This is a genomic window from Nocardioides hankookensis (assembly GCF_042658885.1).
GTDB lineage: Bacteria > Actinomycetota > Actinomycetes > Propionibacteriales > Nocardioidaceae > Nocardioides > Nocardioides hankookensis.
This window is the reverse complement of sequence record NZ_JBHSRJ010000004.1, coordinates 801,771-821,529: the sequence shown is the minus strand read 5'-3', so window position 1 is coordinate 821,529 and position 19,759 is coordinate 801,771. Positions and strand designations below refer to the sequence as shown.

16 protein-coding genes are annotated in these 19,759 nt (G+C 71.0%); 9 read left to right on the top strand and 7 right to left on the bottom strand.

Annotated features, from left to right (window positions below; genetic code table 11):
• Positions 1 to 14: 14 nt before the first annotated feature.
• Positions 15 to 1,085, top strand: a complete 1,071-nt coding sequence (locus ACFPYL_RS10375) for a zinc-dependent dehydrogenase (RefSeq protein ID WP_379153572.1) — start codon at positions 15 to 17, stop codon at positions 1,083 to 1,085.
• A 265-nt stretch (positions 1,086 to 1,350) separates the two neighbouring features.
• Here ACFPYL_RS10375 and ACFPYL_RS10370 read toward each other — a convergent pair whose 3' ends face one another.
• Together ACFPYL_RS10370 and dapB are read right to left on the bottom strand one after the other, a co-directional pair.
• Entirely contained in the window at positions 1,351 to 2,898 is a 1,548-nt protein-coding gene (locus ACFPYL_RS10370) for a M4 family metallopeptidase (RefSeq protein ID WP_379153570.1), read from the bottom strand.
• A gap of 130 nt (positions 2,899 to 3,028) precedes the next feature.
• The gene (gene dapB / locus ACFPYL_RS10365; RefSeq protein WP_379153568.1) at positions 3,029 to 3,775 is read right to left on the bottom strand and encodes a 4-hydroxy-tetrahydrodipicolinate reductase; all 747 of its coding nucleotides are present in this window, start codon (positions 3,773 to 3,775) and stop codon (positions 3,029 to 3,031) included.
• Between the two features lie 77 nt (positions 3,776 to 3,852).
• Here dapB and ACFPYL_RS10360 point away from each other — a divergent pair, with 77 nt between their 5' ends.
• The 7 genes from ACFPYL_RS10360 (at position 3,853) to ACFPYL_RS10330 (ending at position 12,111) form a co-directional block, all read left to right on the top strand.
• Positions 3,853 to 4,368: a class I SAM-dependent methyltransferase gene (locus tag ACFPYL_RS10360; protein WP_379153566.1), complete on the top strand. Its 516-nt coding sequence runs from the start codon at positions 3,853 to 3,855 to the stop codon at positions 4,366 to 4,368.
• Positions 4,369 to 4,423: 55 nt separating this feature from the next.
• Complete coding sequence (locus tag ACFPYL_RS10355) at positions 4,424 to 5,038, top strand: sigma factor-like helix-turn-helix DNA-binding protein (RefSeq protein WP_379153564.1); 615 nt, start codon at positions 4,424 to 4,426, stop codon at positions 5,036 to 5,038.
• A 5-nt stretch (positions 5,039 to 5,043) separates the two neighbouring features.
• A complete protein-coding gene (locus ACFPYL_RS10350; RefSeq protein ID WP_379153562.1) occupies positions 5,044 to 5,598 on the top strand; it encodes a hypothetical protein in 555 nt (184 codons plus the stop codon).
• A gap of 27 nt (positions 5,599 to 5,625) precedes the next feature.
• Positions 5,626 to 7,503, top strand: a complete 1,878-nt coding sequence (locus ACFPYL_RS10345) for an ATP-binding protein (protein ID WP_379153560.1) — start codon at positions 5,626 to 5,628, stop codon at positions 7,501 to 7,503.
• Positions 7,504 to 7,573: 70 nt separating this feature from the next.
• Positions 7,574 to 9,607 carry an eCIS core domain-containing protein gene (locus ACFPYL_RS10340; protein WP_379153558.1) on the top strand — a complete coding sequence of 678 codons (2,034 nt, stop codon included), beginning with the start codon at positions 7,574 to 7,576 and terminating at the stop codon, positions 9,605 to 9,607.
• Between the two features lie 3 nt (positions 9,608 to 9,610).
• The gene (locus ACFPYL_RS10335) at positions 9,611 to 10,144 is read left to right on the top strand and encodes a hypothetical protein (RefSeq protein WP_379153556.1); all 534 of its coding nucleotides are present in this window, start codon (positions 9,611 to 9,613) and stop codon (positions 10,142 to 10,144) included.
• Complete coding sequence (locus ACFPYL_RS10330) at positions 10,141 to 12,111, top strand: hypothetical protein (RefSeq protein WP_379153554.1); 1,971 nt, start codon at positions 10,141 to 10,143, stop codon at positions 12,109 to 12,111. Before ACFPYL_RS10335 ends, ACFPYL_RS10330 begins: the two co-directional genes overlap by 4 nt.
• On the opposite strand, the gene ACFPYL_RS10325 is transcribed toward ACFPYL_RS10330, so the two are convergent.
• The 3 genes from ACFPYL_RS10325 to rpsO form a co-directional block, all read right to left on the bottom strand.
• Positions 12,108 to 13,352, bottom strand: a complete 1,245-nt coding sequence (locus ACFPYL_RS10325; RefSeq protein WP_379153552.1) for a M16 family metallopeptidase — start codon at positions 13,350 to 13,352, stop codon at positions 12,108 to 12,110. The genes ACFPYL_RS10330 and ACFPYL_RS10325 overlap by 4 nt on opposite strands.
• Before the next feature lie 113 nt (positions 13,353 to 13,465).
• The gene (locus tag ACFPYL_RS10320) at positions 13,466 to 15,712 is read right to left on the bottom strand and encodes a polyribonucleotide nucleotidyltransferase (protein ID WP_379153550.1); all 2,247 of its coding nucleotides are present in this window, start codon (positions 15,710 to 15,712) and stop codon (positions 13,466 to 13,468) included.
• A 232-nt stretch (positions 15,713 to 15,944) separates the two neighbouring features.
• Complete coding sequence (rpsO, locus tag ACFPYL_RS10315) at positions 15,945 to 16,220, bottom strand: 30S ribosomal protein S15 (protein WP_056149027.1); 276 nt, start codon at positions 16,218 to 16,220, stop codon at positions 15,945 to 15,947.
• Positions 16,221 to 16,395: 175 nt separating this feature from the next.
• Between rpsO and ACFPYL_RS10310 the strand changes: the two genes are divergently transcribed.
• Entirely contained in the window at positions 16,396 to 17,100 is a 705-nt protein-coding gene (locus ACFPYL_RS10310) for a L,D-transpeptidase family protein (RefSeq protein WP_379153548.1), read from the top strand.
• Positions 17,101 to 17,110: 10 nt separating this feature from the next.
• Here the strand turns inward: ACFPYL_RS10310 and ACFPYL_RS10305 are convergent, their stop codons facing one another.
• Positions 17,111 to 17,353 (bottom strand): DUF6458 family protein, encoded by a 243-nt coding sequence (locus tag ACFPYL_RS10305; RefSeq protein WP_379153546.1) that lies wholly within the window; start codon positions 17,351 to 17,353, stop codon positions 17,111 to 17,113.
• A gap of 83 nt (positions 17,354 to 17,436) precedes the next feature.
• On the bottom strand, positions 17,437 to 19,587 hold the full coding sequence (locus ACFPYL_RS10300; protein WP_379153544.1) for an MMPL family transporter: 2,151 nt from the start codon (positions 19,585 to 19,587) through the stop codon (positions 17,437 to 17,439).
• Between the last annotated feature and the right edge of the window lie 172 nt (positions 19,588 to 19,759).

The window sequence follows — 19,759 nt, the reverse complement described above, 5'->3', positions numbered from 1 at the left end:
TGGAGGAGAGACCGATGAAGGCCCTGCGCTTCTACGCACCCGAGGACGTCCGCCTCGAGGAGGTGCCCGAGCCCGTGTGCGGGCCCGACGAGGTCAAGCTGCGGGTGCGCAACTGCTCGACCTGCGGCACCGACGTGAAGATCTTCCACAACGGCCACCAGAACCTCACCCCGCCGCGCACCATCGGTCACGAGATCGCCGGCGAGGTCGTCGAGGTCGGCGCCGACGTCAACGCGACGTACGGCGCCCAGTTCGGTGTCGAGTGGGCGGTCGGCGACCGTGCGCAGGTCATCGCCGCGGTCCCCTGCGGTGAGTGCCACGAGTGCCGCAAGGGCTGGATGGCGGTCTGCCAGAACCAGACCTCGGTCGGCTACCAGTACGACGGCGGCTTCGCCGAGTACATGATCGTCCCGAAGCAGGTGCTCAAGGTCGACGGCCTCAACCGGATCCCCGACAACGTCGGGTACGACGAGGCGTCGGCCGCCGAGCCCTTCGCGTGCGCGATCAACGCCCAGGAGCTGCTCGGCATCGAGGCCGGCGACACCGTCGTCGTCTTCGGCGCCGGCCCGATCGGGTGCATGCACATCCGGATCGCCCGCGGTGTCCACCAGGCAGGCGCCATCTACCTCGTCGACGTCAACGCCGAGCGCCTCGCGATGTCGGCCGACGCCGTGAAGCCGGACGAGACCATCAACGGCGCCGAGGTCGACGTCGTCGAGCGGGTCATGGAGCTGACGGGCGGCCGGGGTGCGGACGTCGTGATCACGGCGACCGCCGCGAACGTCACCCAGGAGCAGGCGATCTCGATGGCCGCGCGCAACGGCCGGATCTCGTTCTTCGGCGGGCTGCCGAAGAACGACCCCTTCATCAAGTGCGACTCCAACCTGGTGCACTACCGCCAGCTGCACATCCATGGCGCCAACGGCTCGGCCCCGGAGCACAACAAGCGGGCGCTGGAGTACATCTCCACCGGCCAGGTCCCGGTCAAGGACCTGATCACCCGCCACGTGCCGCTCGACGACGTGCTGTCGGCCTTCGACATCGTCAAGAAGGGCGAGGCGATCAAGGTCACCGTCGAGCCGTGACCGACGAAGTCGGGCACGGCGTGGCGACGGGGAGATTGAGCAAGCCCCGCGGCTGAGCCCGCGAAGCCGCGACGGGCGCGTCGAAATCCAGGTCGAGCCCTGACCGACGAAGTCGGGCACGGCGTGGCGACGGGGAGATTGAGCAAGCCCCGCGGCTGAGCTCGCGAAGCCGCGACGGGCGCGTCGAAATCCAGGTCGAGCCCTAGGTACAGCAGGGCCCGCACCGACGTGGTCGGTGCGGGCCCGCTCGCGGTCTCCCAGAGGGTCAGCTCACGCCGACAGCGCTCCAGGCCGTGGCGACCGCGTTGTACTGAACGCTGCCCTGGGTGAACAGGTCACGAGCAGCGTTCAGGCTCGCCGTCCGAGCACCGTGGTAGTCGGTGCTGGAGGTCATGTAGACCGTCAGGGCGCGGTACCAGATCTTGGCCGCGTCGTCGCGACCGATGCCGCTGACGGTGGAGCCGTTGCAGGTCGGGCTGTTGTAGGAGACCCCGTTGATGGTCTTCGCGCCCGACCCCTCGGCCAGCAGGTAGAAGAAGTGGTTGCCGATGCCCGAGGAGTAGTGGACGTCGACGTTGCCGGCGTTCGAGGACCAGCAGTTGAGCGAGTCGCCGTCGGCGGCCGGGTTGTCCATCCGGCGGAAGCCGGCGTGGTTGGCCAGGTCGAACTCCTCGCCGATCAGGTAGTCGCCGACGTCGTTCGGGTTGGCCGCGAAGAACTCGACCATGGTGCCGAAGATGTCGGAGGTCGCCTCGTTGAGGCCGCCGGACTCCCCGTCGTACGTCAGGTTGGCGGAGTGCTCGGTGACGCCGTGCGACATCTCGTGACCGGCGACGTCGAGCGAGACGAGCGGGCCGTAGCTGGTGCCGTCGCCGTCGCCGTACGTCATCTTGGTGCCGTCCCAGAAGGCGTTGACGTAGCCGTTGCCGTAGTGGACCCGGTTGTAGGAGCCGCTGCCGTCGCCGAAGATCCCGTTGCGACCGTAGGTGGTCTTGTAGAAGTCCCAGGTCATGTTCGTGCCGTACTGCGCGTCGACGGCGGCCGACTCACGGCTGCTGGTCGCGCCGTTGCCGAAGGACGTGTCGGGGCTCGTGAAGAGCGTGCCCGCCTTGCAGCCCGATCCGAAGATCTGGCAGACGAGCGAGTCCTCCTTGTTGTTCAGGTCGGTCGTGTAGGTGTTGCCGCGGGTCGGGTCCTTGAGCTGGTACGTCGAGCCCGACTGCGTCAGCTGGAGCGGCACGGTCCCGGAGTAGAGCGACTGGCCGGAGCCGTCGACGGTCTCGATCTGCTGCTCGCGCCACAGCACCTTGCCGGTGCGGGCGTCGACGTACGTGGCGAGCCGGCTGGGCGTCCCGTCGTCCTGGGTGCCGCCGGAGACGACCTCCCAGGCGAGTCGGCCGGTGCCGGAGGTGGCGTCGACGACGAGCCGCGAGGACTCCTCCTTCGCGCCCGTGATGTCGCGGGTGGCGGGCGCCTTGGCAAGGGCATTGGTCGCGGCGGACGTGGCGGCGACGAGCGGGGTGGTGGCGAGGCTCAGCGGGGTCTCGAGGGTCTGGCTCACGCCCCGGGCGGCGCCGGCGGGGCCGCGGTGCACGACGCGGTCACCGCCGATGACCGGCAGCCCCTCGTAGCTGCGCACCATGCGCGTGTGGGTGGTGCCGTCGGCATCGGTGATCACGTCGACGACCCGATAGGTCGTCGACTCGGTCTCCAGCGAGGCAGGTGCGGCGCCGGCAGCGGCTCCGACGGCCTGGGTGCCGACGGCCACGACGGCCAGGGCCGCGGTGGCGGCCAGTCCCGAGATCGTGCGCATGAGAGGTCCTTCTCGTCGTTGAGGAGGGCTGCGTGGACCGCAGCCTCGTCGCTCTCAACGAGAGGTGGAACGCGGGGGTACGCGCAGGTTCCTGCAATGCAGGAACCTGAACCTCAGTCGATGTCCAAGCTCAGTCGATTTCCAAGAAGTGCTCGAGCCCGACCGTCAGGCCCGGGTGGTCGGCGATGGCGCGCAGGCCGGTGAGCACGCCCGGGACGAAGGAGGCCCGGTCCAGCGAGTCGTGCCGGATGGTCAGGGTCTCCCCCGGACCGCCGAGCAGCACCTCCTGGTGGGCGACCAGGCCGCGGATCCGCAGGCCGTGGACCCGGATGCCGTCGACGTCGGCGCCGCGGGCGCCGTCGAGGCCCGTGCTGGTGGCGTCCGGGACCGGGCCGAGGCCGGCCTCGCGGCGCGCGGCGGCGATCAGCTCCGCCGTACGACGTGCCGTGCCGGAGGGCGCGTCGGCCTTGGTCGGGTGGTGCAGCTCGACGACCTCGACGGACTCGTAGTAGGGCGCGGCCGCCACCGCGAAGCGCATCATCAGGATCGCGCCGATCGAGAAGTTGGGGGCGATCAGGACGCCGGTCGACGGGGCATCGGCCAACCAGCCGCGCAGCGTGTCGAGACGGGCGTCGTCGAACCCGGTCGTCCCCACCACGGCGTGGATGCCGTGGTCGATGCAGAACTCGAGGTTGTCCATCACCACGTCGGGGTGCGTGAAGTCGACGACCGCCTCGGCGCCCGCACTCACCAGCCCGTCGATGTCGTCGCCCGCGTCGATCGCGGCGACCAGCTCGAGGCCGTCGGCCTCCTCGACCCCGCGGCACACCTCGGTGCCGACCCGTCCGCGTGCGCCGAGCACTCCCACCTTGATCACGCGCGCCAACCTACCGGCAGCTGCCTTCCGGCTCGGCGGTGCCTGACTCGGCGCCGACGGTCTGGCAGTCTGTGGGCATGGCGGTACAGACGATCCCCCCACGGATCCGGTGGGCGGTGGACCTGATGGACGTCCAGCCGGCGGACCACGTCCTGGAGATCGGCTGTGGCCCCGGGTTCGGCGCGGAGGCGATCTGCGAGAAGCTCGAGACCGGCAAGGTCTTCGCGATCGACCGCTCGGAGTCCGGCGTCGACCGCACCAAGCGCCGCGGTGCCCGCTTCGTCGAGACCGGCCGGCTGACCGTGCGCCAGATCGACCTCGCGACACTCCGGGTCCCCGTGAAGCGGCTGCACAAGGTCTTCGCGTTCAACGTCAACCTCTTCTGGATCCGCTCCTGCGCCGACGAGGTCGCGCTGCTGCACGAGCGGGTGCTGCCGGGCGGTGCCGTCTACCTCTTCTTCGACGCCAACCGGCCCGAGCTGGTGCCCAACATCGTGCGCAAGGCGTCCTCCGCGCTCCAGGAGGGCGGCTTCCGGGTCTCGGTCGTGGACCAGAAGGCGCCGCCGGTCGTCGGCATCATCGGCCGTCGATAAGGAAATAGCCTTCATCTATCTTGCATAAGGTTTTCCCCTGAACTAACCTCGAGGCATGACCACCCCCGTCGTGGTCCTGACCGTGGACCAGCGCGGGAGCCGGACCAGCCCGGACCGGATCCCCGAGATGCTCGCCGGGCTCGCCGCCGTGCCCGCCCGGCTCGGCTTCGAGCGCACCGTGGGCGACGAGCTCCAGGGCGTCCTGGACGACGGCACCGCGGTCGCCGACACGGTCGAGCGGCTGCTGCGCGCCGACGGCTGGAACATCGGCGTCGGGGTCGGAGTGGTCGAGGAGCCGCTCCCCGACCACACCCGCGCAGGGCGCGGCCCGGCGTACCTCCACGCGCGGAGCGCGGTGACCGCCGCCAAGACCAGCCCCTGGCACACCCGGGTGGTCGGGGACGACCCCGCCGCCCGCGCGCTCGAGACCACGATCTGGCTCTGGGCGGCCGTGCTCGCCCGCCGCAGCAGCCGCGGCTGGGAGGTGGCCGACCTGGTCGCCGAGGGCCTGTCGTACGCCGAGGTGGGCGAGCGGCTCGGGATCAGCCAGTCGGCCGTGAGCCAACGGGCCCAGGCTGCCGGCATCGTCGAGGGCCGCCGCGCCCACGAGCTGGTCGCCGGGCTCACGCACCACCTGATCGGGAAAGGAGGGGTCGCCGATGACTCCTGAGAGCCATGACGCCTGAGAACTGGGGCGCCCTGACGCTCGTGCTGCTGGGCTTCGGGGTGCTCACGAGCCTGCCGGCCTGGACGGCGTCCGGCCGCCGGATCTGGGCACCGGCGACGCTGGTGCTGCTGGTCGCCGCGGCCCTGGTGGCGGCCGTGCCCGACCCGGTCGCCGTCGAGGGCAGCGGTGCGACGACGGCGCTCGTGGCACTGGCCGGGGCGCTCGCGGTCGCCGGAGGCGGGCCGCTGACGGCCCTCGTCTTCGACCTGGTCGACCGGCGCGAGCCGCCGGCGGACTCGCTGCGGCGGGCCGGGCAGGTGCTCCGCGGCGGCACCTGGATCGGGGCGCTCGAGCGGGTGACGATCTTCGCGACGCTGGTCGCCGGCTGGCCCGAGGGGCTGGCGCTGGTGCTCGCCCTCAAGGGCCTGGGCCGCTATCCGGAGCTCCGGGCAGCCGAGACCGGCGGCGCCCCCACCGGCGCGGCCGAGCGCTTCATCATCGGCACGTTCACGAGCGTGCTCTGGGCGTGCGGGTGCGCCGGCGTCGTACTTCTGCTGCGCTGACCCGGGGAGCGTGGAATCCTGACGGACGTGGAGACGCTCTCGGTCCGGCTGGCCAACGCCGTGGCACGGCGCGCCGACGCGGGCTGGACGTCGGCGGCCACCGCGGAGGCGGCGCTGGCCGCGGTCGCGCCGGAGACGCCCGACGTCGACCTCGAGGCGACCCTCGGCACCATCGCCCACCAGTTCGGGCTCTCCCCGACCGACACGGCGATCCTCGAGGTCGCGGCCCTGGCCGACCAGAGCGTCAGCGGCCACCTGCTGCTGGGCCTGCTGTCCGGTGACGCCGGCCCGGCCCGACCGAGCGTGGCGATCGCCCTGGAGGTCGCCGGGCTGCCCGCCGACGCCCGCGCCGCCCGCGCCCACCTCGGACCGCGCTCGCCGCTGGTGCACTACGGGCTGGTCGACACCTCGGGCACCGACGTCCTGCTCAGCCGCCGGGTGGTGCTGGCCGACCGGGTCGCCGCCCAGCTCTCCGGCGACGAGCTGCCGCCACGACGGCTGCTGACGCTCCTGCTCGACGCCGTACCCGTCGACGTCGAGGGCACCGACCTGGTCGCGACCGCCCTCGGCTCGGGGCAGCGGCTGGTCTGGGTGCACGCACCCGGGGCCGGCGCCGGCGCGGCCCTGGCGACCGCGGCGTGCCGGCGGCTCGGGGTGGCGCACCTGGTGGCCGACCTGGCCCGCCTCGACCCGGCCACACCCGTCGACCAGGCGGTGCTGGAGATCCTGCTCGAGGGCGGGCTCGCCGGCAGCGTCGTCGTGCTCGTCGGCGCCGAGCGCGCCCGCGCCGACATCTACACACGCTCGGCCGTCCCGGTCATCGCCGTCAGTGCCGAGCCGTGGGACCCGTTGTGGCCGGCCGACCTGCCGCTGACCGTGCACGCACCCCGGCTCTCGGTCGCGGAGCGCCAGTCGCTGTGGGAGCCCGTGCTGGGCGACGCGGCGGCCAGCCGCGAGGTCAGTGGCATGCCGCTGTCGCCCGAGCAGATCTCGATCGTGAGCCGGCACGCGACCACCACGGCCGCGCTGCACGGCGAGGACGGCGTCTCCGCCGAGCGGGTGCGCCACTCCGCCCGCGAGCTGAGCCGGGGCCGCAGCGTGCGCGCGAACGCCGGCTCCTCGGTCACCCTCGACGACCTGGTGCTGCCGGCCGCGGCGCTCAGCGAGGTCCAGCGGCTGCTGGACTGGGCGCGCTACCGCGACGAGGTCACCGCGATGGGCCCGCTGCACGGCAAGGGCGGCAAGGGGATCGGCATCTGCGCCCTCTTCTCCGGTCCCCCGGGCACCGGCAAGACGCTGGCCGCGCACGTCGTCGCCGACTCCCTCGGCATGGACCTCTACCAGGTCGACCTCTCCTCGATCGTGGACAAGTACATCGGGGAGACCGAGAAGAACCTGGAGCGCGTCTTCGTCGAGGCCGAGGCGACCAACGCCGTGCTGTTCTTCGACGAGGCGGACGCCCTCTTCGGCTCCCGCTCCGAGGTCAAGGACGCCAAGGACCGCTACGCCAACCAGGAGATCGCCTACCTGCTCCAGCGGATGGAGCAGTTCGACGGCATCACCGTGCTGGCCAGCAACCTGCGCGGCAACATCGACCCAGCGTTCGCCCGCCGGCTGCACTTCATGGTCGCCTTCCCCGAGCCGGACGAGCCGACCCGGCAGCGCCTGTGGCGCCACCACCTGGAGGGGCTCGAGACCGACCCCGCCGACCCGGTCGACGTCGAACGGCTCGCCGGCGCGGTCGAGCTCGCCGGCGGCGACATCCGCAACATGGTCCTCACCTCCGTGTACGCCGCGGTCGCCGAGGGCGTGCCGCTCGGCATGCGCCACGTCACCGACGCCGTGCACCGGGAGCACCTGAAGCTCGGCCGACGACCTCCGGCGGGGTTGCCGAACCGGTCTTGACCAGTGGGCAAATAGCCCTGCTCGGCCGCGTTCGGCAGACGGCGGGCACCCGCAGGAGGAGAATGCGACGGTGACCGGTCCCACGCACGCGACCCCGGAGGCGGAGCAGGCTGCTCCACAGCCGGCACCGGTCGAGCCCATGGGTGCCGCGATCGCGCCGATCCCGCTCATGGTGGGCCACGCCGAGGACCGCGCCGAGTCCGACGCCGACGCCATGGCCGACACCGCGCTGGCCCGGCTGCGCCGGCTCGAGGGCAACGACACCCACACGCACGGTCCCGGCTGCGACCACTCCACCGTTTCGCGGGGCGACGTACGTCGCAGCCCGGCGCCGCCGAGCGGCGCACCCGTCGTGGGCTACGAGGGCGGCGCCCTGGACGCCGGGACCTCGGACGCGATCGAGTCCCGCCGTGGCTCCGGTCGCGCCCTCGACGCCGACGTACGCCGGCGCATGGAGACGGCGTTCAACACCAGCTTCTCGTCCGTGCGCATCCACGACGACGCCCACTCCGCGAAGCTCAACAGCGCGGTCTCCGCGAGCGCGTTCACGACCGGCAAGGACATCTTCTTCGGCAGCAAGCAGTACGCCCCTGGCACGCCCGGCGGCGACCGGGTGCTGGCCCACGAGCTCGCGCACACCCTCCAGCCGGAGAGCGCTGCGAACCGCACGGTCGCGCCCGGCGTCTCGCCGAGGGCGCACGCAGCGATCGTCCGCAGCGTGAACACCGCACAGACGATCCGGCGCGACGGGTTCTTCTCCCGTCTCTTCGGCTCGAGCAAGAAGAAGCCCGAGCAGGGCGCCGCGCCCGAGGCGGCCGCGCCGCCGAAGCCGAAGCCGCTCGCCCCGCCGCCCCCACCGCCCCCCGGTTTCAAGGGCAAGGGCGGCGCGCTGCCCTCGACGAAGGTGGAGGGCGGCAAGGGTGGCGTGGTCGCCGGCGTCATGACCGGCGCCGGAGCGGCCGGCCAGTTCGGCTCGGCCGCCACCCCGATGCTGGGTGGGCTGACCGGCGGCGCTGCGGGCGTCCTCACCACCGCAGACGCGATGATGGGCCTCAACAACGCGGACAACATGGCGGCAGAGGCGGTCGACTACCACGACGAGGGCATGTGGAACCTCGCCGGCCGCAAGGGCAAGAACCAGGGCATGCAGGCCGTGACCGGCGCCGCCAGCATCGCCAAGGGCGGCGTCGAGATGGGCTACCTGGCGAGCGCGGGCAGCGCCAACGTCGCGAAGTCGATGGCGGCCGGCGCCGGCAACGTCGGCCTCGGCGTCGCCGCGGGCGGGCTCGGTGTCGCGGTCGGCTCCCTCCAGACGGCGCAGGGGCTGTGGCGCAGCGGCAAGGCGATCCAGAAGCTCTGCCGCCTGACCTGGGGCCGCTCCAAGGAGATGTACAGCGAGCGCGGCAAGAGCTCCTGGAAGCCCGCGGTGCTCAGCGCGGAGAAGTTCAAGCTGGGCGTCGGCGTCCTCAAGACGGCGCTCGGCGTGCTCGGCATCGCCGCCGGCGCCCTGCTCATCGTCAGCAACCCGATCGGCTGGGGCATCGGCATCGCCGCGGCGATCGCGGGCGGCGTCTACGCCGTCGGCAAGATCGCGGCCAAGATCTCGGACGCCAAGAACCGCACCCGGATCGCCGAGAAGATCCAGGCCGGCGAGGACGCGACCGCGGTCGTCGGCGAGGGAGGCACGACGACGGCCGGAGCATCCCGGGCCAAGATCGCCGAGAAGACGGCTCAGTCCAACAAGCGCTCCGACAAGAAGCGCACCGGGGACAAGAGCGAGGACGAGCACCACAACCGCAACCAGGCGATCGAGACCGCCAACGAGGTCGCGCGTCTCGCCTCCTCCACGGCAGTGATCGCCTCCGAGATGCGCGACCGGATGCTGTGGGCCGACGACCACGGCAACCAGCGCGTGTGGAACTTCCTCGAGACCGCCACCCAGAAGGGCACCGACGCACCGGCGAACTGGGAGCACGAGTCCGAGAAGGAGCTCTTCGACGCCTACATGCTGCTCAGCTCGATCAACGTCAGCCGCGAGGAGGCCGTCTCCCCGATGGGCCAGGAGCTGATCGAGAAGAAGCTCTCCAAGATGGAGTCGATGTAGCCGGTGGGACCCGCACCGCTCGATCCCTCGGAGGACCCGGCGTACGAGCTCCTCGGCCTCCTCGGCGAGGAGCTCGCCTCGGGCGAGATCGACAACCGGCTCGTGGCCGCCGAGGGACTCGCCCCCGCACAGCTGGTGATCCCCCTGGTCGCCGACAGCGGCGAGATCGCCGTCATCAACCTGTGCTTCCTCCCGGAGCACGACCTGCCCGCAGTCCTGCAGTACATCGTCGCGCTCGAGTACGACGTGCAGCCCGGCGCCGTCGAGACCACGGCCCGCTTCCTCCACATGGTCAACTCGGGCCTCCCGCTGACGGGTTTCGAGCTCGGCGAGTCGGTGTCTGCCGTGGTGTTCCGCTACCTCCAGGCCGTCTCGGTCCAGCCGCTGGTGACCGAGGTGGTCCTCTGGCCGCTGTCGATGATCTTCCACGCCGTCACCCGCTTCAGCCCGCTCATCGCCCAGGCGTGCGCGGGTGCCCCGATGGAGGAGCTGGTCTCCGGCTACGGCCTCGCGATGGCGGAGCTCTACCGGTCATGACGAGCGCCGCACCGGAGAAGGTCGGTCCCGTCGCCGAGCAGGCCACGCCCGCGTCCACGCCGACCTCGAGCGCCGGCCCGAGCGATGCACCGCGGGCCCCTGTCCCCCTCCCGGTGGTGGCCCGCGACCCGGCGACCACTGGCCTGCCCGACGGCGAGCCGCCGCTGCTCTCGGTGCAGCAGATGCAGGTCAATCCGCAGTCCATCGAGGAGCTGCTGGCGTGCAGCGACTGGAACATACGCTTCTTGTGTGGCCACACGTCCCCCGACGGCAAGCTGATGACCGTCCTCAAGACGGCTTTCGAGGCGGACTGGTTCAAGGCCAAGTCGTGCCTGGTGTTCGACAAGTGGCCGCAGGGGCTCAAGCCCCGGTTCAGCCATGAGATGTCGCTGCAGCTGATGACTGCCCTGACCGTGCTCCGCGGCGAGGTCCACAAGCGAGTGATCCCGGAGGCGCAGAACGCCGTCCGCGCGGAGATGGCCACCCGCGCCGCCAAGCTGAAGGGCAACCAGAAGCTGGCAGAGGGCCTGACCGACCAGAAGGGCATCAAGCCCGCCGAGCAGGTCGTCTACAAGGGTTCCGTCGGTGCCGACACCGTCACATCCGACGTCGACGTGTCGACGGGCGGCAAGAACTCCGAGCTCGCTGTGCGCGCCTACAACGAGACCTTCCGCAAGCTCGTCGGCGTGACCTACGACCCCGGCACGGTCTTCGACCTCAACGTCTACGCGATGGACTTCATCCACGGCTTCGACGACGCCAACGAGGGCGCGACCATCATCCCCAAGGCCGAGAACGCCGAGAAGCTGGACGACGACAAGGCCGCCGGCCGCGACCGGGAGCAGGACATCTGGGCACTGGTCCACGTGGCGCGCTACATGCCCGCCGACGCCGACTGGGACGCCTACGTCCTGGAGTCGGTGAAGGGACTGAGCGGCAAGAAGGAGGCCGACCAGCGCGATCGGCTGGCGACCGCACGACGCCGGGCCAAGGGTTTCGAGTACCGGCTCCTGTCGATGATGGAGCACCTGTGCAAGAAGCTCGACGTACGCCTCGGCGGCAAGTCGTCGTGGGGCAAGCACGAGGAGGAGCACTTCGAGGAGGGCGCGTTGCGGATGCGGGCGGCCAACCGACTCTACGAGGACAAGCTCCTGCAGGTGAAGGAGATCCGGCTCCAGATCGAGACCGCGCGGGACTCCCTCAAGGGTCCGAAGCCACCCGAGGGCGCCGCCCAGCGGCTGCAGACGCTGATCTCCCGGCTGGACGGTGAGCTGTCGATGGCTCAGCTGTACGCGAACGAGGTCTACGGCTCCGGCGGCGCGACCGTCCACGCGGTCCTCGGCATGCAGGTCCCGAAGGCGCTCACCGAGAAGCGGGGCAAGAAGGTCCAGGCCGACATCCCCAAGCCCCAGTGGTACGCCGCATTCAACGACAACCTCGGCGACGTGCTCAAGGACTTCGAGCACTACGGCAAGGCCGACCACGGCACGCCCGACCACTGGTACGCCGCGTTCAAGATGGGCAAGTACGCGCACCGCATGGTCGACGCGCTTCCGCACCTGGCCACGGGTGCCGCCGACGACCTGATGGCGACCGCCGACCTGACCGAGCTGCTGGCCAGTGCCGACGTGGTCGCGCTCCAGACGCTGGCGGAGCACCACCTCGACCAGAAGGGCAAGGGCGGTGGCAAGGACCCGATCACCTTGAAGAACCACGCCTACTTCGGTGTGATGAACGAAGGCCGACTCGGCGAGCTGCGCACGAACGCGATCACCCTCGGCGCCAAGGTGCGAGCGGCGGTCGCCCGCAAGGGGCCGGAGACCGAGGTGCCGACCGGGCCGGTCCGCGGTGCCGACATCACGCCGCTGCAGTTCGAGAAGATGCGCGCCGACCTCGACGTCGCGCTCCGACAGGCGCGCGCGATCACGGCCGAGGCCGAGGGACCGGCGAGCAGCTCAGGACACTAGGCCGGCCCCACGACCGCCAGGATCTCGGGTCGGCCGAACACCTCGCGAGCCACATCGCGCACCTGCTCGACGGTGACGGCGTCGATGCGGCGCATCACCTCGTCGATGCCGAGCAGCTCGTCGTGGACGAGCTCGGCCTTGCCGATGCGCGACATCCGCGACGCCGAGTCCTCGAGCCCGAGCACCAGTCCGCCGCGCAGCTGGCCCTTGCCGCGGGCCAGCTCCTCGTCGGTGATGCCGTCCTGCACGACCTTGGCCAGCTCCTCGCGCACCACGCCGAGCACGTCGTCGAGGCGGTTGGGCAGACAGCCGACGGAGACTCCCACGAGACCGGAGTCGGCGTGGTGGGACGAGAACGAGAAGACGGAGTAGGCCAGACCGCGGTGCTCGCGCACCTCCTGGAAGAGCCGGCTCGACGTACCCCCACCCAGGGCGGTGTTGAGGACCCCCAGCGCGAACCGGCGATCGTCGTCGCGCGCCAGGCCCTCCATGCCGAGCACCAGGTTGACCTGCTCGAAGGGGCGCGTCGCCTCGATCTGGCCGGACCGGACCCGCTTGCGGCCACCGTGGCGCGGGGGCACCGGGGTCTCCTCGACGTCCAGCCAGCCGTTGCGCCCGAACGCCTTGCGGACCTGGCGCACCAGGGCGTCGTGGTCGACGTTGCCGGCCGCGGCGACGACGATGTTCGCCGGTCGGTAGTGGCGGCGGTAGAAGCGGTCGACCTGGGCCCGCGTCAGCGCGGTGATCGACGCCTCGGTGCCGGCGATCGAGCGGCCGAGCGGGGTGTCGCCCCAGGCCTGGGTCGCGAAGAGGTTGTGGACGACGTCGTCGGGGTCGTCGTCGTGCATCGCGATCTCGTCGAGGATCACGTCCCGCTCGGCCTCGACGTCCTCGGACGCCAGGGTCGAGCTGGTGATCATGTCGCCGAGGACGTCGACGGCGAGCGGCAGGTCCTCGTCGAGGACGCGCGCGTGGAAGCAGGTGTACTCCTTCGCGGTGAAGGCGTTGAACTCGCCGCCGACCGCGTCCAGGGCCACGGAGATGTCCAGCGCGGACCGCTCCGGGGTGCCCTTGAAGAGCAGGTGCTCGAGGAAGTGCGAGCAGCCGTGCAGTGCCGGCGACTCGTCGCGCGAGCCGACCCCCACCCACACGCCGATCGCGGCGGAGCGGACGCCGGCCTGCTTCTCGGTGATGATCCGCAGACCGCTGCGCAGCGTCGTACGACGCACGCGCGACGTCACCTGACCCGCCGCGTCACGCTCGGTGACGAGGGTGGTCGTGGTCTGGGCCCGAGTCTGAGAAGGCGTCGACCCGCCCGAAGCGGACTTCGAGCGGGTCGACGATGAAGCCTTGGTCACTCGGCGGCTTCCGCACCTTCGTCGGCGCTGTCCGAGGCAGCCTCGTCCTTCTCGATGAACGGGACCAGCGACAGCTTGCCGCGGTCGTCGATCTCGGCGATCTGGACCTGGATCTTCTGACCCACGGAGACGACGTCCTCGACGGCGTCGACCCGCTTGCCCCCGGCCAGGTCGCGCAGCTTGCTGATGTGCAGCAGCCCGTCCTTGCCCGGCATCAGCGAGACGAACGCACCGAAGTTGGTCGTCTTCACGACCGTGCCCAGGTAGCGCTCGCCGACCTCCGGCATCGTCGGGTTGGCGATGGCGTTGATCGCGGACCGGGCGGCGTCGGCGGCCTCACCGTTGGTGGCACCGATGTAGATCGTGCCGTCGTCCTCGATCGAGATCGACGCACCGGTGTCGTCCTGGATCTGGTTGATGACCTTGCCCTTCGGCCCGATGACCTCGCCGATCTTGTCCACGGGGACCTTGATCGTGATGATCCGCGGGGCGTGGACCGACATCTCCTCGGGCTCGTCGATGGCCTCGGCCATCACGTCGAGGATCGTCATCCGGGCGTCCTTGGCCTGGTTCAGCGCCGCAGCGAGGACCTCGGCCGGAATGCCGTCGAGCTTGGTGTCGAGCTGCAGCGCCGTGACGAACTCACGGGTGCCGGCGACCTTGAAGTCCATGTCGCCGAACGCGTCCTCGGCACCGAGGATGTCGGTCAGCGCGACGTACTGCGTCTCGCCGTCGAGCTCACCGGAGATGAGGCCCATCGCGATGCCCGCGACGGACGCCTTGAGCGGCACACCCGCCTGGAGCAGCGCGAGGGTGGACGCGCAGACCGAGCCCATCGAGGTCGAGCCGTTGGAGCCCATGGCCTCGGAGAGCTGACGGATCGCGTAGGGGAACTCCTCGCGGTCGGGCAGCACGGGCAGGAGGGCGCGACGCGCGAGCGCACCGTGGCCGACCTCGCGACGCTTCGGGGAGCCGACGCGGCCGGTCTCGCCGGTGGAGAACGGCGGGAAGATGTACTTGTGCATGTAGCGCCGGTGCTTCTCCGGCGACAGCGTGTCGAGCTGCTGCTCCATCTTGAGCATGTCGAGGGTGGTGACGCCCAGGATCTGGGTCTCGCCACGCTCGAACAGCGCGGAGCCGTGGACCCGCGGGATGACGCCGACCTCGGCGTGCAGCGGACGGATGTCGGCCAGGCCGCGACCGTCGATGCGCACCTTGTCGCGCAGCACGCGCTCGCGCACGACCTGCTTGTTGACCGAGCGGAATGCCGCGCCGATCTCCTTCTCGCGACCCTCGAACTGGCCGGCCAGCTGCTCGAGCAGCGCCGCCTTCAGCTCGTCGGTCTTGGCCTCGCGCTCCTGCTTGTCGCCGATCGTCATCGCGGCGCTGAGGTCGGCCTTGACGGCGGCCTCGACGGCGTTGAAGACGTCGTCCTCGTAGTCGAGGAAGACCGGGAAGTCCTGGACGGGCTTCGCGGCGACGTTGGCGAGCTCCTGCTGGGCCTCGCACAGCTGCTTGATGAACGGCTTCGCGGCGTCCAGACCACCGGCCACGACGGCCTCGGTCGGAGCCTGCACGCCGCCCTGGACCAGGGTCCAGGTCTGCTCGGTGGCCTCGGCCTCCACCATCATGATCGCGACGTCGCCGGTCTCGGTGACCCGACCCGCGACCACCATGTCGAAGACGGCGTCCTCGAGCTGGCTGTGGGTGGGGAACGCGACCCACTGGCCCTCGATGAGGGCGACGCGGACGCCGCCGACCGGGCCGGAGAACGGCAGGCCGGAGAGCTGGGTCGAGATCGACGCGGCGTTGATCGCGAGGACGTCGTAGGGCACGTCGGGGTCGAGCGCCATGACGGTGATGACGACCTGGACCTCGTTGCGCAGGCCCTTCTTGAAGGTCGGGCGCAGCGGGCGGTCGATCAGGCGGCAGGTGAGGATCGCGTCCTCGCCCGGCCGGCCCTCGGAGCGGAAGAACGAGCCGGGGATCTTGCCCGCGGCGTACATCCGCTCCTCGACGTCGATCGTCAGGGGGAAGAAGTCGAAGTGGTCCTTGGGGTGCTTGCCGGCCGTGGTGGCCGACAGCAGCATGGTGTCGTCGTCGAGGTAGGCGGTCACCGCACCGGCGGCCTGCCGGGCGAGCAGCCCGGTCTCGAACTTCACCGTGCGCTGCCCGAACTTGCCGTTGTCGAGGACAGTCTCGACGGCAGAGATCACGGGCTCGTTGGACGTGGATTCAGTCAAGGGTCGTTCCCTGTTCTGTTCACGGAGCCGCCGTTGCTGCCGGTCTTCGATCGAGGCCCACGCTGCTACAGCGGAAGCCACTACCGAGGACCGGGACAGCCGAGGCGGTCGGCTCCTGGGGGTAATACTCGGATTCAGTTGTGCTGCGTCCCGAGCCTATCGGCGTCGGGCCGAAATGCGACGGAGCGGCTGCCCGTGAGGGGCAGCCGCTCCGCCCCGGAGACCGGGAAAATCAGCGACGGAGGCCGAGGCGCTCGACGATCGAGCGGTAACGCGCGATCTCGGTCTTCTGCAGGTAGTTGAGCAGACGACGGCGACGGCCGACGAGCAGCAGCAGACCACGACGGCTGTGGTGGTCGTGCTTGTGGGTCTTGAGGTGCTCCGTGAGGTGGCTGATGCGGTGGCTCAGCAGAGCGATCTGGACCTCCGGCGAACCGGTGTCACCCTCGGACGTGGCGTACTCGGCGGCGATCTTCTTCTTGGTCTCCGCGTCGGTACCGATCGACATGCGGGCTCCTTCTCCGGCCCTCACGGGCCCAGTCGTTGCGCGGCGCGCCCGGGCCTGTTCACCGGGGCACTCTCATTCCGCGGCCGTTGGACGGCAGTGCTGCCTGGGTAGGCAACCGAAGAACCTTACCGCGCAGGCGGCGCGGGCGCCCAATCGGGCGTGCGACCATCGGAGCGTGCTGCAACGTCTCGGAAAGCTCCTCGTCACCCTGGCCCTGGTCGGCACGACCTGCGCGGTGCTCCCCGCCCAGGCGAGCGCCCCCGCCGGACGGTCCGCGGAGCCCCCGTGGGCGTCCCGGCTGCCGGCCGGGACCAGCCAGGTCGTGCGCACGGTCTCGAGCCGGACGTACTGCCGCCAGGTGTGGTGCACGGTCACCCAGGCGTGGGAGCGCTCGGAGGACGGGACCTGGCTGAAGGTGCGCGAGTTCCGTTCCACGATCGGCGTCCACGGGTGGGGCAAGCGCCGGGAAGGCGACGGCCGCTCCCCCGGAGGGGTCTTCCGGATCAAGGTCACCTTCACGACCACCTCGAGCAACCCGGGCGAGATGCCGTGGCGCCGGCGTCGGCCGACATCGATCGTCTCGGCCAGCGCCGGGCCGAACTACAACACCTGGCTGGAGGTCCCCGGCGTCACGTCGGGCGACCGGCCGTCGATGCGCTCGGGCTGGGTGGTCGACTTCAACCGGGTCCGGCTCCAGCCGGGCGTCGGGCCGCGGCCGGTGCCCGGGCGCGGCAGCGGGATCTTCTTCCACACCTCGAAGCCCGGGCACCGGTGGGCGCCCACGGCCGGCTGCACGCAGGTCGGCAACCCGCGCCAGATGCGCTGGCTGCTGACCTGGCTGCGACCCGAGGCACGGCCTCGGGTCGTCCAGGACCTCTAGAGCGGCCGCCTCAGACGGACGGCGGCGGGTCGTTGCGCTCCTGCACGACCCGACTGCCATCGGAGTACTGCGTGACGGACGTCGACCGGCGCCGCGACGCGGTCGTGGCGGCCGTGAGGACGATGACGAGCGCGCCGGCGGCGCACAGGATCCAGCCGACCATGGTGAGGTCGACGTTGGCGAGCTGGTCGGTGACGGCGAGCGCGAGGATCAGCCCCACCGCCAGCAAGAAGATGCCGAGTCCGTAACCCATTGCGTCTGCACTCCCTCTGTCCGCGGCCCGCAGCGGGCCGCTCCCCCCGGAGAGTGTCCGGAAGGAGCGGCCCCGAAACCCGGTCAGCGGGTCACGGCGTACGCCGGCTCCGGCTCCTGGACCACGACGGCCTGCGGGCGGCGCGGCTTCCAGGGCCACCAGACCTTGTCGCCGAGCAGCACCAGGATCGCGGGCAGCATCACCAGGCGGACCAGCGTGGCGTCGAGCAGGATCGCGGCCGACAGGCCGACGCCCATCATCTTCATCTCGAGCATGCTCAGCGTCGCGAAGATCGCGAACACCGAGACCATCACCGCCGCCGCGCTGGTGACGACGCCGGCGGTGTCGGCGATGCCCCGCTCGACCGCCAGCCGGGTCGGCAGTCCGGTGTCCATGTGCTCGCGGATCCGGCTCAGCACGAAGACGTGGTAGTCCATCGAGAGCCCGACCAGGACGACCAGCACGAAGAGCGGCAGCCAGTCGATGACGAAACCGGGGCTGGTGAAGTCGAGGAACCCGCTCCCCCAGCCGTGCTGGAAGACCAGCGTCATCACGCCGAACGCCGCGCCGATCGACGCGAGGTTCAGGACGGTCGAGATGATCGCGAGCGGACCGCTGCGGAAGGTCACCGCCATGATCGTCATGGTCAGCAGCAGCACGAACCCGATGACCAGCACAAGCCGGCCGTCCTGCTGCTCGGCGAAGTCGAGGCTCTCCGCGGCGCCGCCGCCGACCGCGTGCTCGCCCAGTCCGTCGAGGGTCGCCGGCACCAGGTCGCCGCGCAGCTCACGAAGTGCGTCGTCGACGCGGGGGTCGGTCTCGTCGAAGGGCATGCCCAGCACGACGAGCGACGTCGTGCCGTCCTTCGAGGTCTCGACGCCGCGGCCCGACGAGACGAAGTCGCCGGTGGCGACCGCTCGCGTGGTCAGCTCCTCGAGAGCCGCCTCGACCTCCTGCGTCGAGGCGCCGTCGGAGCGCACGACGACGCGTGCCGAGGCACCCTCGTCGGCCGGGAAGCTCTTGCTGATGTCCTTGATCGTCTGCACCTGCGGGATCGACGTGGGCAGCGTGTCGAGCGTGCCGGAGTGCGTCTTCATGCCCAGCGCTGGGATGGCGAGGCCGAGGACCACGACGCCGGACAGGGCGAGCGCGACCACGGGGTGCCGGACCACCGGTGCCAGGAGGCGGCTGCTGATCCCGCCACGGCCGATCCGCCGGTTGAGCCGCCACAGCAGCGGCACGCGAGGCCGGTCGACCCAGCGGCCGAGCTTGACCAGGAGCGCCGGGAGCACCGTGATGGAGCCGAGCACCGCGACGGCGACGACCAGGATCGAGCCGACCGCCAGCGAGTTGAAGGTCGCGTTGCCGACGACGAACAGGCCGGCCATGGACGCGATCACCGCGCCGCCCGACACCAGGATCGAGTGGCCCGACGTCCGGGCCGCGATCTCCACGGCGTCCAGGGTCGAGTGTCCCTTGGCGCGCTCCTCGCGCTCGCGCTTGAGGTAGAAGAGCGAGTAGTCGACGCCGACGGCCATGCCGATCAGCACGATCATGCTGGAGACCGTCGGCTCCGACGGCACCAGGTGCGACAGCGGTGCCAGCAGCCCGATCGTCGCCGCGACGCTGGTGCCCGCGAGCAGGACCGGGATGCCGGCCGCGATCAGCGCGCCGAAGGCGAGCGCCATCAGGATCAGGGTCACGGGCAGACTGATCGTCTCGGCCGAGCCGAGGTCCTCGGCCACCCGGTCGTTGATGGCCGCGTCGACGCTGACGTCACCGGCCTGGCGCACCTGGAGGTCCGGGAAGTCCTCCTGGACGCCGTCGGTCACCGCCTGCACGGCGTCCGCGTCGGCCTCGTCGTCGGCGCCGCTGGCGAGCTCGACCGGGACGAGGAGCGCCGTACGACCCTCGTTCCACTGCGGCTCCGCGACGTCGGCGACGCCGTCCGCGGTCTTGGCGCCAGCGACGACGGCCGCGGCCGCCTCCTCCGCCTGCGGTACGTCGAGGCGGCCCGAGGTGGCGGTGATCAGGACGTTCTCGGTGTCGGGCTGCTCGAGGTGCGCCTGCGCGACCATCGCGTCCGCCCGGCCGGACTCACCGATCCGGTAGTCGGCGTCGGTGGCCTCGTGCGTGGGGATGGCGACCGCGAGGCCGACCGCGAACGCGACGAACGCGATCCAGCCGAGGATCGCGCGCCAGGGGTGCAGCGCGCTCCAGCGCGCAGCGTTCATCGGTACTGCTGTCAGTGGGTTGCCCATGGCCGTCTCTCCTGGGATTCCGTTGGTGTGAAGGGGATGCCTCCAGCCTCGGATCGCGGACGGCGCACGTCAGGGGCGCTGGGACCCGTTCGACAGTGGTGCCTGCACCACTGTGCGACGTCGGGTCGACCCGAGAGGATGGAGC

What these genes read in the sequence shown, in the direction of transcription:
- ACFPYL_RS10375 (WP_379153572.1), top strand. Translation starts at nt 15, where the DNA reads ATGAAGGCCCTGCGCTTCTACGCACCCGAGGACGTCCGCCTCGAGGAG.
- rpsO (WP_056149027.1), bottom strand. Translation starts at nt 16,220, where the DNA reads ATGTCGATCGGTACCGACGCGGAGACCAAGAAGAAGATCGCCGCCGAG.
- ACFPYL_RS10355 (WP_379153564.1), top strand. Translation starts at nt 4,424, where the DNA reads ATGACCACCCCCGTCGTGGTCCTGACCGTGGACCAGCGCGGGAGCCGG.
- ACFPYL_RS10305 (WP_379153546.1), bottom strand. Translation starts at nt 17,353, where the DNA reads ATGGGTTACGGACTCGGCATCTTCTTGCTGGCGGTGGGGCTGATCCTC.
- ACFPYL_RS10330 (WP_379153554.1), top strand. Translation starts at nt 10,141, where the DNA reads ATGACGAGCGCCGCACCGGAGAAGGTCGGTCCCGTCGCCGAGCAGGCC.
- ACFPYL_RS10350 (WP_379153562.1), top strand. Translation starts at nt 5,044, where the DNA reads ATGACGCCTGAGAACTGGGGCGCCCTGACGCTCGTGCTGCTGGGCTTC.
- ACFPYL_RS10370 (WP_379153570.1), bottom strand. Translation starts at nt 2,898, where the DNA reads ATGCGCACGATCTCGGGACTGGCCGCCACCGCGGCCCTGGCCGTCGTG.
- ACFPYL_RS10300 (WP_379153544.1), bottom strand. Translation starts at nt 19,587, where the DNA reads ATGAACGCTGCGCGCTGGAGCGCGCTGCACCCCTGGCGCGCGATCCTC.
- ACFPYL_RS10360 (WP_379153566.1), top strand. Translation starts at nt 3,853, where the DNA reads ATGGCGGTACAGACGATCCCCCCACGGATCCGGTGGGCGGTGGACCTG.